The organism is Citrobacter sp. RHBSTW-00986 (assembly GCF_013783065.1).
GTDB lineage: Bacteria > Pseudomonadota > Gammaproteobacteria > Enterobacterales > Enterobacteriaceae > Citrobacter > Citrobacter braakii.
In genome coordinates, this window is sequence record NZ_CP056200.1 from 2,609,716 (window position 1) to 2,624,914 (window position 15,199).

The 15,199-nt window shown below is 52.8% G+C and carries 16 protein-coding genes and 1 pseudogene; 10 read left to right on the forward strand and 7 right to left on the reverse strand.

Annotated elements, in window-relative coordinates:
* Position 1 precedes the first annotated feature (1 nt).
* Both HV345_RS12795 and HV345_RS12800 read left to right on the forward strand, forming a co-directional pair.
* Positions 2 to 865: an HlyD family secretion protein gene (locus tag HV345_RS12795; protein ID WP_016152996.1), complete on the forward strand. Its 864-nt coding sequence runs from the start codon at positions 2 to 4 to the stop codon at positions 863 to 865.
* Positions 862 to 2,902 (forward strand): annotated as a pseudogene (locus tag HV345_RS12800) (FUSC family protein). Before HV345_RS12795 ends, HV345_RS12800 begins: the two are co-directional and overlap by 4 nt.
* Here HV345_RS12800 and sodC read toward each other — a convergent pair.
* The 3 genes from sodC to HV345_RS12815 form a co-directional block, all read right to left on the reverse strand.
* Positions 2,878 to 3,402 (reverse strand): superoxide dismutase [Cu-Zn] SodC, encoded by a 525-nt coding sequence (gene sodC / locus HV345_RS12805; RefSeq protein ID WP_016152994.1) that lies wholly within the window; start codon positions 3,400 to 3,402, stop codon positions 2,878 to 2,880. The pseudogene HV345_RS12800 and the gene sodC sit on opposite strands and share 25 nt — an antisense overlap.
* Before the next feature lie 81 nt (positions 3,403 to 3,483).
* Positions 3,484 to 4,380: an aldo/keto reductase family oxidoreductase gene (locus HV345_RS12810; RefSeq protein ID WP_016152993.1), complete on the reverse strand. Its 897-nt coding sequence runs from the start codon at positions 4,378 to 4,380 to the stop codon at positions 3,484 to 3,486.
* 49 nt (positions 4,381 to 4,429) lie between these two features.
* Positions 4,430 to 4,669 (reverse strand): DUF1289 domain-containing protein, encoded by a 240-nt coding sequence (locus HV345_RS12815; protein WP_016156428.1) that lies wholly within the window; start codon positions 4,667 to 4,669, stop codon positions 4,430 to 4,432.
* Positions 4,670 to 4,770: 101 nt separating this feature from the next.
* Here HV345_RS12815 and HV345_RS12820 point away from each other — a divergent pair, with 101 nt between their 5' ends.
* The 4 genes from HV345_RS12820 to rnt all read left to right on the forward strand — a co-directional run bounded on the left by HV345_RS12820 (position 4,771) and on the right by rnt (position 7,769).
* Complete coding sequence (locus HV345_RS12820) at positions 4,771 to 5,370, forward strand: TetR/AcrR family transcriptional regulator (RefSeq protein ID WP_016152991.1); 600 nt, start codon at positions 4,771 to 4,773, stop codon at positions 5,368 to 5,370.
* Between the two features lie 54 nt (positions 5,371 to 5,424).
* The gene (locus tag HV345_RS12825; protein ID WP_003029197.1) at positions 5,425 to 6,522 is read left to right on the forward strand and encodes an alkene reductase; all 1,098 of its coding nucleotides are present in this window, start codon (positions 5,425 to 5,427) and stop codon (positions 6,520 to 6,522) included.
* Positions 6,523 to 6,619: 97 nt separating this feature from the next.
* Positions 6,620 to 7,027, forward strand: a complete 408-nt coding sequence (gene gloA / locus HV345_RS12830) for a lactoylglutathione lyase (protein ID WP_003029198.1) — start codon at positions 6,620 to 6,622, stop codon at positions 7,025 to 7,027.
* A gap of 94 nt (positions 7,028 to 7,121) precedes the next feature.
* Positions 7,122 to 7,769, forward strand: a complete 648-nt coding sequence (rnt, locus tag HV345_RS12835) for a ribonuclease T (protein WP_016152990.1) — start codon at positions 7,122 to 7,124, stop codon at positions 7,767 to 7,769.
* A 54-nt stretch (positions 7,770 to 7,823) separates the two neighbouring features.
* Here rnt and grxD read toward each other — a convergent pair whose 3' ends face one another.
* Positions 7,824 to 8,171, reverse strand: a complete 348-nt coding sequence (gene grxD / locus HV345_RS12840; protein ID WP_003832760.1) for a monothiol glutaredoxin 4 — start codon at positions 8,169 to 8,171, stop codon at positions 7,824 to 7,826.
* A gap of 333 nt (positions 8,172 to 8,504) precedes the next feature.
* On the opposite strand from grxD, the gene HV345_RS12845 reads away from it, so the two are divergent.
* Both HV345_RS12845 and sodB read left to right on the forward strand, forming a co-directional pair.
* Positions 8,505 to 9,335, forward strand: a complete 831-nt coding sequence (locus HV345_RS12845) for a C40 family peptidase (protein ID WP_047417633.1) — start codon at positions 8,505 to 8,507, stop codon at positions 9,333 to 9,335.
* A gap of 127 nt (positions 9,336 to 9,462) precedes the next feature.
* Complete coding sequence (gene sodB, locus HV345_RS12850; protein ID WP_016152988.1) at positions 9,463 to 10,044, forward strand: superoxide dismutase [Fe]; 582 nt, start codon at positions 9,463 to 9,465, stop codon at positions 10,042 to 10,044.
* A gap of 40 nt (positions 10,045 to 10,084) precedes the next feature.
* Here sodB and HV345_RS12855 read toward each other — a convergent pair whose 3' ends face one another.
* Together HV345_RS12855 and cydH are read right to left on the reverse strand one after the other, a co-directional pair.
* Positions 10,085 to 11,254, reverse strand: coding sequence for an MFS transporter (locus HV345_RS12855; RefSeq protein ID WP_103283845.1), 1,170 nt, complete (start codon positions 11,252 to 11,254; stop codon positions 10,085 to 10,087).
* A gap of 176 nt (positions 11,255 to 11,430) precedes the next feature.
* On the reverse strand, positions 11,431 to 11,520 hold the full coding sequence (gene cydH / locus HV345_RS12860) for a cytochrome bd-I accessory subunit CydH (protein ID WP_003029209.1): 90 nt from the start codon (positions 11,518 to 11,520) through the stop codon (positions 11,431 to 11,433).
* A 297-nt stretch (positions 11,521 to 11,817) separates the two neighbouring features.
* On the opposite strand from cydH, the gene purR reads away from it, so the two are divergent.
* Entirely contained in the window at positions 11,818 to 12,843 is a 1,026-nt protein-coding gene (gene purR / locus HV345_RS12865; protein ID WP_003832757.1) for an HTH-type transcriptional repressor PurR, read from the forward strand.
* Here purR and punR read toward each other — a convergent pair.
* A complete protein-coding gene (punR, locus tag HV345_RS12870; protein WP_049269567.1) occupies positions 12,840 to 13,772 on the reverse strand; it encodes a DNA-binding transcriptional activator PunR in 933 nt (310 codons plus the stop codon). The two genes, purR and punR, sit on opposite strands and share 4 nt — an antisense overlap.
* 113 nt (positions 13,773 to 13,885) lie before the next feature.
* Between punR and punC the strand changes: the two genes are divergently transcribed.
* Positions 13,886 to 15,091: a purine nucleoside transporter PunC gene (gene punC, locus HV345_RS12875; RefSeq protein WP_181636701.1), complete on the forward strand. Its 1,206-nt coding sequence runs from the start codon at positions 13,886 to 13,888 to the stop codon at positions 15,089 to 15,091.
* Positions 15,092 to 15,199 lie beyond the last annotated feature (108 nt).

The following is a 15,199-nucleotide window of genomic DNA, read 5'->3' on the forward strand; positions in this document are numbered from 1 at the left end:
TATGTCGCTTAAAACTATTAAATACTTCTCCACCATTATAGTCGCTGCCATCGCAGTTTTCGCCGGATGGTGGATGTGGAATTACTATATGCAATCGCCCTGGACACGTGATGGCAAAGTGCGTGCTGAGCAGGTCAGCATCACGCCGCAGGTCTCAGGCAGCATTAGCGAACTCAATATAAAAGATAACCAGTTTGTGAACAAAGGCGATGTCCTTTTTATCATCGACAAGACACCGTTTCACATTGCTGAACTGAATGCGCAAGCGCAGCTGGCGAAGGCACAGTCCGATCTGGCGAAAGCCAATAACGAAGCCAACCGCCGCCGTCATTTATCGCAAAATTACATCTCAGCCGAAGATCTGGATACTGCTAACCTCAACGTGAAAGCCATGCAGGCCAGCGTTGAAGCAGCCGAGGCCAGTCTGCGCCAGGCACAGTGGCAACTGACGCAGACGGTGGTCAAAGCGCCCGTAGCGGGCTGGGTCACCAACCTTTCAACTCGTACTGGAGACTACGCCTCAACCGGTAAGCCCCTGTTTGCCCTTGTCGACAGCCACTCTTTCTATGTGATGGGGTATTTTGAAGAAACCAAGTTGCGCCACATTCGTGAAGGTGCACCTGCGGTTATCACGCTCTACAGCGGCAACATAAAGTTACAGGGTCACGTATCCAGTATTGGTCGCGCCATCTACGACCAAAGTGTGGAAAGCGATTCCGGCCTGATTCCCGACATCAAACCCAATGTGCCGTGGGTGCGTCTGGCCCAACGCGTTCCGGTCCGCATCGAATTCGACGCTCTGCCGCAGGATGTCACCCTGGTTTCTGGTACGACCTGCAGCGTGTCTATCGGCCAGCGTAAATGAAACTGTCCCACCTGATGCCAGGCCATTGGCCGTGGTTTAAAGCCACGGTAGCGCAGTGGCGTTATGCGTTGCGAAATACCATTGCGATGTGTCTGGCGTTAACGTTCGCCTATTACCTGAATCTGGATGAGCCCTACTGGGCGATGACCTCGGCGGCAGTGGTCAGCTTTCCCACCGTCGGCGGGGTTATCAGCAAAAGTCTGGGTCGTGTTGCGGGTAGCTTGCTGGGTGCCACCGCCGCGTTGATTATTGCCGGTCATACCCTCAATGAGCCGTGGTTGTTTTTGCTGAGCATGTCAGTGTGGATCGGTTTTTGTACCTGGGCCTGCGCGCACTTCACCAATAACGTCGCCTACGCCTTTCAACTGGCCGGTTATACGGCGGCGATCATTGCTTTTCCCATGGTCAATACCATAGAGATTACGCAGTTGTGGGATATCGCTCAGGCCCGCGTATGCGAGGTCATCGTCGGTATCCTGTGCGGCGGCATGATGATGATGATCCTCCCCAGCACCTCCGATGGCACCACATTGCTTACCGCGCTGAAAAACATGCATTCGCGTTTACTGGAGCATGCCAGCTTACTCTGGCAACCGGAGACAACGGATGCAATTCGCACAGCCCATGAAGGTGTTATCGGTCAGATTCTGACCATGAACCTGCTGCGTATTCAGGCGTTCTGGAGTCACTACCGTTTTCGCCGTCAAAATGCGTTGCTCAATTCGCTGTTGCATCAGCAGTTACGTATGACCAGCGTGATCTCCAGTCTGCGCAGGATGCTACTGAACTGGCCCAATCCCCCGGCTAATACCCGGGAAATCATCGAACAACTGCTCAGCGAGCTGGTCAAATCCAATACCGACACCTACACCGTCGCACGTATTATCGCCCCCCTGCGTCCTCTCGATGCACGCGACTATCGGCACGTCGCCTTCTGGCAACGACTGCGTTATTTTTGTCGGCTGTACTTACGCAGCAGTCATTATCTGCATTTACTGGAAAATGGCGTTACCGCCGAGCGTATTACTATCGCCCGCACGCCAGGACTTGCCCGTCATACCGATAATGCGGAAGCCCTCTGGAGCGGATTGCGTACGTTCTGTACCCTGATGCTTATCGGCGCATGGAGCATTGGCGCGCAATGGGAATCAGGCTCTGGCGCACTAACGCTCGCGGCCATCAGCAGCGTGTTGTATTCCGCCGTAGCCACGCCGTTCAAGTCACTTTCTTTGCTGATGCGCACGCTGGTTCTGCTGTCGCTGTTTAGCTTTGTGGTTAAGTTTGGCCTGATGGTGCAAATCTCTGACCTCTGGCAATTCATTCTGTTTCTCTTCCCGCTGCTCGCTACCATGCAACTCCTGAAGCTGCAAATGCCCGCGCTGGCGGGTCTTTGGGGACAGCTAATCGTGTTTATGGGATCGTTTATCGCGGTGACTAATCCACCGGTTTATGATTTTGCTGATTTCCTGAATGACAATATGGCGAAAATCACCGGCGTGGCGCTATCGTGGCTGGCATTCGCCATTCTGCGGCCCGGATCGGATGCGAGGAAAGGTCGCCGCCATATTCGCGCCCTGCGCCGGGATTTTGTCGATCAGCTCAGCCGACATCCCTCGCTCAGTGAAAACGAATTTGAGTCGCTGACCTATCACCACGTCAGCCAGCTCAGCAACAGTCAGGATGCACTGGCGCGACGCTGGCTATTGCGTTGGGGGGTTGTCTTGCTTAACTGCTCACACGTGGTGTGGCAACTGCGCACCTGGGAGGTGCGTTCAGATCCTCTGGCTCGTGTCAGAGACGTGTGTATTTCGTTGCTTCGCGACGTAATGAGTGAGCGCGGCGTTCAGCAACGACCGCTGAATGCCACGCTGAGTGAGCTACAGCGTATTTGCGACACGCTCGCCCACCATCATCAACCTGCGGCGCAAGAACTGTCGGCGCTTATCTGGCGACTACACTGCTCGCTTTCGCAGCTCGAACAGGCGCCTCCGCCGGGTACGCTAGGCAATTGATTATTTAATAACGCCACAGGCGTAGCGCGCTCCGCCACCGCCAAGCGGTTTTGGTTGATCGGACATATTATCGCCACCGACATGGATCATCAGCGCTTTGCCTTTAACCTCATCGAGCGTTTTCAGCCGCGGCGCAATGACCGGTGTTGTGGCGTTACCGTCGTTATTCACCACCAGCAGCGGCAGGTCGCCCATGTGGCCTGCGCCTTCCGGACCTTCGTGCTTGCCGGTTTGGTGCGGATCATAATGGCCTCCAGCCGATTCCGCGGCTGAGGCTTTTCCTTCTTTAATCGCCGGTTGGCAACTGCCATTCGCATGGACATGGAAGCCATGTTCACCCGGCGGCAGCGCTTTCAGATCGGGCGTAAACTCCAGCCCTTTCCCGGTTTCAACAATAGTGACCGTACCAATCGCCTGGCCGACGCCTTGCGACGTTACCAGATTCATCGTCACTTTTTCTTCACTGGCAGCCTGCGCACCTGCACAGGCAAGTAGAGTAATAATGGCCAAACTCAAACGCTTCATAAGACCTCCGTCCAAAAGGTGTCTGATTGATAAGTGTAAACCAGTGACACAAATTTGAACGGAGAAGCGTCAAATACGCGATTACGGTACGTCGTAACCCAGCGCAGCTTTGCGAATACGGAACCACTGCTGGCGAGACATGTTCAATGACTCAGACTCAACGGCAGCGCGTACGCGCTCTATCTTCCCTGAGCCAATAATCGGCAGCGGCTGAGACGGCAGACGTAAAATCCAGGCGTACACCACCTGCTCAATGGACTGCGCGTTTAACTCTTCTGCGATTGTGGCGAGTTCATTACGTAATGGCTGGAACGCATCGTCATTAAACAGACGTCCACCGCCGAGGCAGGACCAGGCCATCGGACGAATGCGCAGTTGTTGCAGTTGATCTAAAGTACCATCCAGCAGGAGCGGCTGATGTACCGGTGAGATCTCAACCTGGTTAGTCGCCAGCGTGAACGGCAGACGCGATTGCAGCAGTGAGAACTGTGCCGGGGTGAAGTTAGATACGCCAAAGTGACGCACTTTTCCGCTATGGTGCAATTTTTTGAACGCGTCGGCTACGTCGTCCGCATCCATGAGCGGATCGGGACGGTGGATGAGCAGCAAATCAATATGATCGGTCGCCAGTAACTTCAACGATGCTTCCGCACTGGCAATGATATGCGCGCTGTCGGTAATGTAATGACCCAGCGCATTTTCCGTGCGTGCCGTCGTGGCGATCCCGCACTTGGTAACAATCTGCATTTTTTCACGCAGATGCGGAGCCAGCTTCAGTGCCTCACCAAACGCCGCTTCACACTGGTATCCGCCGTAAATATCGGCGTGATCGACGGTGGTAACACCCAGATCCAGATGTTCTTCAATAAAGCTGACTAGCTGGCGCGCGGACATATTCCAGTCCATCAGGCGCCAATACCCCATTACAAAGCGAGAAAATTCCGGACCTTGCGGCGCAATAGTAATACGCTGAACCATAGCAGCTTCCTTATAAGTGAATGTGCATCGAGTATACGCAATTACGCTTTTAAAAGAGTGAAGGTTGTTGCGGTTCTTCCGAAGGGTTGGCTTTGTTTGCTCGTAATTTACGCATCAGGCGCTGACGACAAAGCCGTAGCACTTCCTGCTTTTCGGCATCGCTCATCTTTTGCCAGTTAAAACGCTCATCCCGACTGCGAAAACAGCCGCGGCAAAAACCGCGCTCGTCAGACTGACATATTCCACGGCATGGGCTCTGGACGGGGAAAAACTCCAGCTGTTCGGCCACATCCCCTCCTTTCGTAAGATTGATATACCTATTGAAGACGTTAACTGAATTTCTCGCAAGCGCTATTGCATTAGACCGACTGGTCTATTACACTCCTTTCCATGAACAAAATCACTGAACACGATACACGCGAACATCTGCTGGCGACTGGCGAACTGCTGTGTATGCAGCGCGGCTTCACCGGTATGGGCTTAAGCGAACTACTGAAAACCGCTGAAGTCCCCAAAGGTTCGTTTTATCACTATTTTCGCTCTAAAGAAGCGTTCGGTGTTGCGATGCTGGAACGCCACTATGCGGCCTATCATCAGCGACTGGCTACGCACTTTGATACGGGGGCAGGAAACTATCGCGACCGTATTCTGGCCTACTATCAGGAAACTCTGAACCAGTTTAGCCAGCACGGCATTATCAGCGGTTGTTTAACCGTAAAACTGTCTGCCGAAGTGTGCGATCTGTCAGAAGATATGCGCACGGCGATGGATAAAGGCGCGCGGCACATTATTGCGCTGTTAGCGCAGGCGCTGGAGAAAGGTCAGGCAAACCATTGTCTGTCCTTTGTTGGCGAGCCGTTACAGCAGGCGCAGGTATTGTATGCGCTGTGGCTGGGCGCCAACCTGCAGGCCAAGATTTCTCGTAGCGCCACCCCGCTGGAAAATGCGCTGGCGCACGTTAAAACCATCATTACTACGCCTGCCGTTTAACAGGCGTTTTTATTTCTTTTATTACTAGACGACCGGTCTATTCAGGAGTGCCATATGTCATCTGAAAAACTTTTTTCCCCACTGAAAGTGGGTGCTATTACGGCAGCAAACCGCGTATTCATGGCGCCACTGACGCGTCTGCGCAGCATTGAGCCTGGCGACATCCCTACTCCGCTGATGGCCGAGTATTACCGTCAACGCGCCAGCGCGGGTCTTATCATCAGTGAAGCTACACAGATTTCCGCACAGGCGAAAGGCTATGCGGGGGCACCCGGCTTACACAGCGAAGCGCAAATTGCCGCATGGAAAAAAATCACCGCTGCCGTACATGCGGAGCAAGGTCATATTGCGGTCCAGTTGTGGCATACCGGGCGCATCTCTCACGCCAGTCTGCAGCCCAACGGTCAGGCACCGGTCGCACCTTCCGCAATTAGCGCCGGTACCCGGACCTCGCTGCGTGATGAAAATGGTCTGGCAACGCGTGCGGATACCTCAATGCCGCGTGCGCTGGAAACTGAAGAAATTCCCGGCATCGTTAATGACTTCCGTCAGGCGATTGCCAACGCGCGCGAAGCGGGTTTCGACATGGTTGAACTGCACTCCGCTCACGGCTATCTGCTGCACCAGTTCCTGTCGCCAACGTCTAACCAGCGTACCGATCAATACGGCGGCAGCGTCGAAAATCGTGCGCGTCTGGTGCTGGAAGTTGTCGATGCCGGTATTAAAGAATGGGGTGCCGATCGCATTGGTATTCGCGTATCTCCGATTGGCTCATTCCAGAACGTTGACAACGGCCCGAACGAAGAAGCTGATGCGCTGTATCTGATTGAACAACTGGGTAAGCGCGGAATCGCTTACCTGCATATGTCTGAGCCGGACTGGGCTGGCGGCGAGCCGTATTCCGATGCGTTTCGCGAAAAAGTTCGTGCACGTTTCCACGGTCCGATCATTGGTGCGGGTGCCTACACACCTGAAAAAGCAGAAGCACTGATCGAGAAGGGCCTGATCGACGCCGTTGCTTTTGGTCGCGCCTATATCGCAAACCCAGATCTGGTTGCGCGCCTGCAGCGTAAAGCGGAGCTGAATCCGCAACGTGCCGAAAGCTTCTACGGCGGCGGCGCGGAAGGTTACACCGATTATCCTACCCTCTAACGTCACAAACTCCGTTCTGCCATTGATAGCGGCGTAACAACGCCGCTATACTAAAACAACATTTTGAATGTATTAGCCATTTTCGAAGGGGAAAAAGATGCGTTTACTTCATACCATGCTGCGCGTGGGTGACCTGCAGCGTTCCATCGAGTTTTATACCAACGTGCTGGGCATGAAGCTGCTGCGTACCAGCGAAAACCCTGAATACAAATACTCCCTGGCCTTTGTCGGCTACGGCCCTGAAACCAGCGAAGCCGTGATCGAACTGACCTATAACTGGGGTGTCGACAAGTATGAGCTGGGCACTGCCTACGGCCATATCGCCCTGAGCGTAGACAACGCAGCCGAAGCCTGTGAACGTATTCGTCAGAATGGCGGTAACGTCACGCGTGAAGCCGGTCCGGTAAAAGGCGGCACCACCGTAATTGCGTTCGTTGAAGATCCAGACGGTTACAAAATTGAACTGATCGAAGAGAAAGACGCCGGGCGCGGCCTGGGCGACTAACCTCCCCACGGGCGCAGATCGTCTGTGCCCGTAGTTTTATACTCATCATTTTGCCATAATACGCGCTGCAATTTTCCCGTATTAAGAGACCCAGATGTCCGATAACGCTCAACTTTCCGGTCTGTGTGACCGTTTTCGTGGTTTTTATCCTGTCGTCATTGATGTCGAAACCGCAGGGTTCAATGCCAAAACCGATGCGCTGCTTGAGATCGCAGCCATCACACTGAAAATGGATGAACAAGGCTGGCTGATGCCGGACACGACGTTACATTTCCACGTAGAGCCATTTGAAGGCGCGAATTTGCAGCCGGAAGCCCTCGCCTTTAACGGAATTGACCCTAACAATCCGCTACGCGGCGCGGTCAGCGAATATGACGCTCTGCATGCCATCTTTAAAATGGTGCGTAAAGGCATTAAAGACAGCGGCTGCAATCGGGCGATCATGGTGGCGCATAACGCTACGTTCGACCACAGTTTTATGATGGCCGCAGCAGAACGCGCCTCGCTCAAACGTAATCCATTTCATCCGTTCGTCACCTTTGATACTGCGGCCTTAAGCGGCCTGTCTCTGGGGCAAACTGTGTTATCGAAAGCGTGCCTGGCGGCAGGAATGGAATTTGACGGGACTCAGGCGCACTCGGCGCTGTATGACACCGAACGGACGGCCGTGCTGTTTTGCGAAATTGTTAACCGCTGGAAACGTCTCGGCGGCTGGCCTCTTCCCGTACCTGAAGAGGCATAACGGACCGATAAAAAAAGCGACCATCACGAGGTCGCTTTTTTATTTACGCTGATATTATTCAGCGTCCGGCTCTTCGGTTTTGTATTTCGCCGCTGTTTCTTTAATCAGCTGCTGCAACTCACCGCGCTGGTACATTTCGATCAAAATATCACAGCCGCCAACCAGCTCACCATCAACCCACAGCTGCGGGAAGGTTGGCCAATTTGCGTATTTCGGCAGCTCGGCGCGAATATCCGGGTTCTGCAGAATATCAACATAAGCAAAGCGTTCACCACAGGCGGACAGCGCCTGCACAGCCTGAGCGGAGAAACCGCAGCTTGGCAGTTTAGGGGAACCTTTCATGTACAGGAGAATCGGGTTTTCAGCGATCTGGCGCTGGATTTTTTCGATAGTGGTGCTCATTATCTTGCTTCCTTAAACTTCTTTTACGGCAGTAGTCTGACATTGTAGCGGGTCAGACAGGCAACGGAAAATAACATTTTCATTACGCGTTATTATTTTATCCCCTGACGCCAAAAGTTGCATTCACAATCTCATTTATCCCCTTAAAGCCTGTGGATTTGATTATTCGTTCACCAACGCCAACTTTAATTGCTGATTTTTTTTGCGGTCGGTTACGAAACGTAGTTTTAAACAAAAAAGCTATTAACTTTCCCTCTTTCTATAGATTAGAATCATCAAGTTTTGAAAATCACACGCAGGCATGATAGACCTGCCTTACCAGAGGATTGCTCAGTGGCGCGGATAAACCGAATCTCGATCACGCTCTGTGCTTTACTTTTTACTACACTGCCCTTTACGCCCATGGCTCATGCTTCCAAGCAGGCCAGGACGACACCTACCCATTCCCACACCATCAAAACGGTAGATAAAAAGAAAAGCGCAACAACCAGCCAAAAAACAACAAAGACCAGCAAAAAAACGGCGACAAAAACCACCAGCAAAACCAGCACCAAAACCGCTTCCTCTTCTAAACATCGTACTGCCGCTCCGGCAAAGTCGACTAAAACAGTAAACCGTCGTGGTAAAAACACCGCAGCACAAACCGCTGCCGTTACCTGGACTGAAAAATGCACGCCGCGCAAAGGCCATAAGCCGCGCTGTGTAAAAGTGAAAACCACCGCACCAACGACGCTGGCTGACGCGCATAAAGTGAAAGTGCAGAAAGCCACTAAAACCGCCATGTCCACGCTGATGAACCAAATCGGCAAGCCTTATCGCTGGGGCGGCACCTCACCAAGAACCGGGTTTGACTGCAGCGGTCTGGTCTATTACGCCTATAAAGATCTGGTGAAATTCCGCATTCCACGTACAGCGAACGAAATGTATCATCTGCGCGATGCCGCGCCGATTGAACGTGGCGAACTGAAAAATGGCGATCTGGTATTTTTCCGTACCCAGGGGCGTGGAACTGCCGATCACGTTGGCGTTTATGTTGGCAACGGTAAGTTTATTCAGTCACCGCGCAGCGGCCAGGAAATTCAAATCACCTCTCTGAGTGAAGATTACTGGCAGCGCCACTATGTGGGCGCTCGTCGGGTAATGACGCCAAAAACAATTCGTTAAAAACTTACCCTACAGTACATGCTGTAGGGTAAGTTCTTCTTTTGCATAACCTTTCAATTTGCTACCCTATCCTTACTCACAATGAGGCTATTGTGTGTACTCAATACAAATAATAAGGAGAGAAGCAATGTCGTTTGAATTACCTGCATTACCGTATGCCAAAGATGCTCTGGCACCGCACATTTCTGCCGAAACGCTGGAATATCACTATGGCAAACACCATCAAACTTACGTGACTAATCTGAACAACCTGATTAAAGGCACGGCGTTTGAAGGCAAATCACTGGAAGAGATCGTACGTAGCTCTGAAGGCGGTGTATTCAATAACGCAGCACAGGTATGGAACCACACGTTCTACTGGAACTGCCTGGCACCGAACGCAGGTGGCGAACCTACCGGTAAACTGGCCGAAGCAATTGCCGCCTCCTTTGGCAGCTTTGCGGATTTCAAAGCGCAGTTCACCGATGCCGCTATTAAAAACTTCGGTTCTGGCTGGACCTGGCTGGTAAAAGGAACAGATGGCAAACTGGCTATCGTTTCCACCTCCAATGCAGGTACACCGCTGACCACCGACGCGACGCCGCTGATGACCGTTGACGTATGGGAACACGCCTACTACATCGATTATCGCAATGCCCGTCCTGGCTACCTGGAAAACTTCTGGGCGCTGGTGAACTGGGAATTTGTTGCGAAGAACTTCGCAGCATAAAAAAGATGACGCAGAAGGAGAACCCTTCTGCGTTTTAGCATTAATTCGCGGTAGTGAAAGCCTCTTCAGGCTGTTTGCGCGCCGAGATAAAGACCAGCAGCAGCGCAAGTCCCGCCACAATTGCCCCCATCACCGGAACAAAGCTATAGCCCAACCCACCGGAAATCACCGCCCCACCGGCTGCGGCACCCAGAGCATTCCCCAGATTAAACGCGCCAATGTTGACTGACGATGATAATCCAGGCGCTTCGCTGGCAACGCGCATCACACGCATCTGCAACGGCGGAACGACCGCAAACGTCGCTGCCCCCCAGATGACCATACTGACTGCCGCACCCAGCTCATTACGCGCCAGGAAAGGAATGGCCAGCATAATAACCATCAGCAGCAGCAAAAAGCCTTTCAGCGTACCGTTGACGGAACGGTCAGCCAGTTTGCCACCAAGATAGTTACCGATTGAGAAGCCAACGCCAATCAGCACCAACATACCGGTCACAAACGCCGGTGTGGCATGGGTGATCGTATGTAACACTGGTGAGATATAGGTATAAAGCGTGAACATCGCCCCGGCTCCCAGAACGGTCGTCAGCAGCGCCGACAGCACCTGCGGACGCATAAGTACCGCCAGTTCGCTACGGACATCCGGGCGCTCTCCCGCCCCACCTTTGGGTAAAGAGAAGAACAGGCTGACCATGGCGATGACGCCCAGACCCGCCGTTGCCATAAACGACATACGCCAGCCGATGGTTTCACCAAGCCAGGTCGCCGCAGGAACGCCGCCAATATTGGCAATGGTCAGCCCCATAAACATGGTTGCCACGGCGCTGGCCTGCTTATGTTTGGGTACTACGCTTGCAGCGACAACGGAGCCAAGACCAAAAAATGCCCCATGGTTCAGACTGGTCAAAATACGCGATAACATCAGGGTGGTATAATCCGGCGAGATAGCCGAAAGCACGTTGCCCAGCGTGAAAATCGCCATCAGGAATATCAACGCATTACGTCGCGCACGATGGGACAGCAGTAATGTCATCAGCGGAGCACCCACCATCACCCCAACCGCATACGCGCTGATTAACATTCCGGCCGCGGGAATCGAGACATCCACACCTTTGGCAATGACGGGCAATAATCCCATTGGCGAAAATTCAGTGGTGCCAATGCCAAACGCGCCGATCGCCAGCGCCAGTAAAGGATAATTGAGTTTCATATTTCGACTCCGTAACGTCGAGCCGGGGCGCGACATAAAATAAGAGTCAAAAGCATGACATTGATCGCAAAATTAATAAAGTTAACAAAATTGCAAAAGACTTTTGCTTATTCGCAAACAATCGACGGGAAAGGCAAGCGGAAAGGATGAGGGAGAGCGAACTCCCTCGGGGGAAATCAATGCAGCGCTGCGGTCAGGCCACCCGCGACGATCAAACCCAGAACAATAATGGTAGTCACTAACGAAAATTTCAGATCGGTGCTCATCAAGTTTTCTCCTTTTTATTCCCACACAAAAAGTGATATTGCGCATTTTTACACACTTGAAAGCAAAAATCTCTCACGATTTATATTGATAACTGCTTTTAACTCTTCCCCTTTTCGTTAAGATCAGACAAAATTCCACGCTTACTTGATTAGCGTACCGGCCATTGACCCCTTCCTGACGTTCCGTGTCGTTTTCCCGGCGTGCCGCAACCCTTACGTTGCGCTAAGGGTGTGTTAAGGCAAACGTTTACCTGGAGTATTCTCAGGAGCTTAGGATATGGTCTGGAGTGAGATGTAATGGCAACAATTAAAGATGTAGCGAAGCGAGCAAACGTTTCCACTACAACCGTATCACACGTAATTAACAAGACGCGCTTTGTCGCGGAAGAAACGCGTAATGCTGTCTGGGCGGCGATCAAAGAGCTGCACTATTCTCCGAGCGCCGTGGCGCGCAGCCTGAAGGTGAATCACACCAAGTCTATTGGCTTGCTGGCCACCAGCAGCGAAGCGGCCTATTTCGCTGAAATTATCGAAGCCGTTGAGAAAAACTGTTTCCAGAAAGGCTATACCCTGATTCTGGGTAACGCATGGAACAGTCTCGAAAAACAGCAGGCTTATCTGTCAATGATGGCGCAAAAGCGCGTTGATGGTCTGCTGGTGATGTGTTCTGAATATCCGGAGTCGCTGCTTTCGATGCTCGAAGAGTACCGCCATATTCCGATGGTCGTCATGGACTGGGGCGAAGCTAAAGCCGACTTTACCGATACGGTCATTGATAACGCCTTCGAAGGCGGTTACATGGCGGGTCGGTATCTGGTAGAACGCGGTCATCGTGAGATTGGCGTGATCCCAGGACCAATGGAGCGTAATACCGGAGCCGGGCGTCTGGCAGGCTTTATGAAAGCGATGGAAGAAGCGCTGATTAAAGTTCCTGAAAACTGGATTGTGCAGGGCGATTTTGAGCCTGAATCGGGCTATCGCGCCATGCAGCAAATTCTGTCACAGTCGCATCGTCCTACCGCCGTCTTCTGCGGCGGCGATATCATGGCGATGGGTGCGCTGTGCGCCGCTGACGAGATGGGACTGCGCGTACCGCAGGATGTCTCGCTCATCGGTTACGACAACGTGCGCAACGCCCGCTTCTTCACGCCGGCTCTGACGACCATTCACCAGCCTAAAGATTCACTGGGGGAAACGGCCTTCAACATGCTGTTAGACCGTATCGTGAATAAACGTGAAGAGTCGCAGTCTATCGAGGTTCATCCGCGCCTGGTAGAACGCCGCTCCGTTGCCGACGGCCCGTTCCGCGATTACCGTCGTTAAGACTGTTGTGCGGGAGCCTCATCGGGCTCCCGCAGCCATTCCTTATTCAGCGTTTCACTATCCCCTAAATAGTCCAGCAGCCAGCTCAATGCCGGCGACGTATCGTTCTGTTGCCATGTCAGGCAGCATGCGGCATCAGGAAATGGATTCTCCAGCTGTAGCGCGACCCATTTGCCGCTATCGATCCACGGTTTGGCAAAATGCGTCGGTACCATGCCCACGCATAAACCTGCAGATAAACAGGTAGCAGAAGATTCCCAGTCAGGCACCACGACGCGCTTTTGGTTATCCAGCAGCCAGGTAATACGCTTAGGAAGCGTCCGCGACGTGTCTTCACGCACCAGCGACGGCCAGTTGCGCAACGTGTCGTCGCTTAGCGGTCCGGACATTGACGCCAACGGATGATGGCTTGCCACCACGCAGCTCCAGCTCAGCATTCCCATGTCGCGGAAGGTATAGCGCCCCCCCACCGGAATCGCCTGCGTGGCGCCGATTGCCAACTCAACGCGCCCATCGGACAGCGCATCCCAGACACCGTTAAACACCTCCTGGAAAACCAGCAGCTCCACATCATCAAAATGACGATAGAAATCCACGATCATCTGTCGGGTACGATCCGGGCGGACAATGTTATCTACCGCGATCGCCAATTGCCCGCGCCAGCCGTTGGCAATTTGCTGACATTGCTGGCGGGTGATCTGCATTTTTTTGATAACAGAGCGGCCTTCTTTGAGAAACCATGCACCGGCAGGCGTCAATTCCACGTCCCGATGGCGTCGCTCAAAAAGCGGCACCGCCAGCCACTCTTCCAGTTGACGTACGGTATAGCTTACCGCCGAGGGTACGCGGTGCAACTCCTGCGCGGCCGAACTAAAGCTACCGTTACGCGCAACCGCATCCACAACTTCAAGTGAATATTCCGACCACATATTCTGCCTACAAAAAATTTGAAATCAGTAAGCAAATATTAGCGTTTCACAGCAAGAATTACACTCACTACACTCAGCGGCATTGTTCTACTGCTAAAAAAAGAGAAATGATGATGCAACCTGGGAAAGGATTTTTAGTCTGGCTGGCGGGTCTTAGCGTACTCGGCTTTCTGGCAACGGATATGTATCTGCCCGCCTTTGCAGCAATTCAGTCCGATCTGCAGACGCCTGCATCTGCCGTCAGCGCCAGTCTTAGCTTATTCTTAGCGGGTTTTGCCGTCGCGCAACTTCTGTGGGGGCCGCTCTCTGACCACTATGGTCGCAAGCCTGTTTTGCTGCTGGGTTTATCCATCTTCGCGCTGGGCAGTTTGGGCATGCTGTGGGTTGAAAATGCCACCGGTCTGCTGGTACTACGCTTTGTTCAGGCCGTTGGCGTTTGTGCGGCATCGGTTATCTGGCAGGCGCTGGTCACCGATTATTATCCTTCACAAAAAGTAAACCGCATCTTTGCCACCATTATGCCATTGGTCGGGTTATCCCCGGCATTAGCGCCGTTATTAGGCAGTTGGATCCTGGTACATTTTTCCTGGCAGGCCATTTTCGCCACCCTGTTTGCCATTACTCTAATCCTGATGCTTCCGGCTCTGCGCTTAAAACCAACAGCTAAAGCACGCGACGACAGCCAGGATAAACTGACTTTCGCTACCCTGTTGCGCTCAAAAGTTTACCGCGGAAACGTGCTGATTTATGCCGCCTGCTCCGCGAGCTTCTTCGCGTGGCTGACGGGTTCCCCGTTCATCCTCAGCGAAATGGGCTACAGTCCGGCGGTGATTGGCCTGAGCTATGTTCCACAAACCATAGCTTTCTTAATTGGTGGTTACGGCTGCCGCGCTGCGCTGCAAAAATGGCAGGGCCGTCAGTTGCTGCCCTGGTTACTCATTCTGTATGCCTTTAGCGTAGTGGCCACCTGGGCAACCGGCTTTATTCACCATGTTGCGCTGGCTGAAATCCTCATCCCATTCTGCGTTATGGCGATTGCCAATGGAGCAATCTACCCTATTGTTGTGGCTCAGGCGTTACGTCCTTTCCCACAAGCTACGGGACGCGCAGCGGCATTGCAGAACACACTGCAACTGGGTTTATGCTTCCTGGCAAGCCTTGTGGTTTCCTGGTTGATCGCCACCCCGCTGCTCACCACCACCAGCGTGATGCTGACAACGGTGCTGCTGGCGGCCGCGGGTTACAAAATGCAGTCGCAGAAGGCTAACGCCCCGCGCACAGATGATCGGGCGCAAATTGCCCACGGTGAGTCTCACTAGTAATCACCTTTGATAATTGATTAGCCTGCTAATATTTATTGGTTGAATCGTCAAAAATTCAGGCCTATACTGATTTCCGGTTGTTAAAAAAACGATAATTGTTATGTG

Coding starts and splice junctions, on each gene's coding strand:
- HV345_RS12795 (WP_016152996.1), top strand. CDS start 2: ATGTCGCTTAAAACTATTAAATACTTCTCCACCATTATAGTCGCTGCC.
- sodC (WP_016152994.1), bottom strand. CDS start 3,402: ATGAAGCGTTTGAGTTTGGCCATTATTACTCTACTTGCCTGTGCAGGT.
- HV345_RS12810 (WP_016152993.1), bottom strand. CDS start 4,380: ATGGTTCAGCGTATTACTATTGCGCCGCAAGGTCCGGAATTTTCTCGC.
- HV345_RS12820 (WP_016152991.1), top strand. CDS start 4,771: ATGAACAAAATCACTGAACACGATACACGCGAACATCTGCTGGCGACT.
- HV345_RS12825 (WP_003029197.1), top strand. CDS start 5,425: ATGTCATCTGAAAAACTTTTTTCCCCACTGAAAGTGGGTGCTATTACG.
- gloA (WP_003029198.1), top strand. CDS start 6,620: ATGCGTTTACTTCATACCATGCTGCGCGTGGGTGACCTGCAGCGTTCC.
- rnt (WP_016152990.1), top strand. CDS start 7,122: ATGTCCGATAACGCTCAACTTTCCGGTCTGTGTGACCGTTTTCGTGGT.
- grxD (WP_003832760.1), bottom strand. CDS start 8,171: ATGAGCACCACTATCGAAAAAATCCAGCGCCAGATCGCTGAAAACCCG.
- sodB (WP_016152988.1), top strand. CDS start 9,463: ATGTCGTTTGAATTACCTGCATTACCGTATGCCAAAGATGCTCTGGCA.
- HV345_RS12855 (WP_103283845.1), bottom strand. CDS start 11,254: ATGAAACTCAATTATCCTTTACTGGCGCTGGCGATCGGCGCGTTTGGC.
- cydH (WP_003029209.1), bottom strand. CDS start 11,520: ATGAGCACCGATCTGAAATTTTCGTTAGTGACTACCATTATTGTTCTG.
- purR (WP_003832757.1), top strand. CDS start 11,818: ATGGCAACAATTAAAGATGTAGCGAAGCGAGCAAACGTTTCCACTACA.
- punR (WP_049269567.1), bottom strand. CDS start 13,772: ATGTGGTCGGAATATTCACTTGAAGTTGTGGATGCGGTTGCGCGTAAC.
- punC (WP_181636701.1), top strand. CDS start 13,886: ATGCAACCTGGGAAAGGATTTTTAGTCTGGCTGGCGGGTCTTAGCGTA.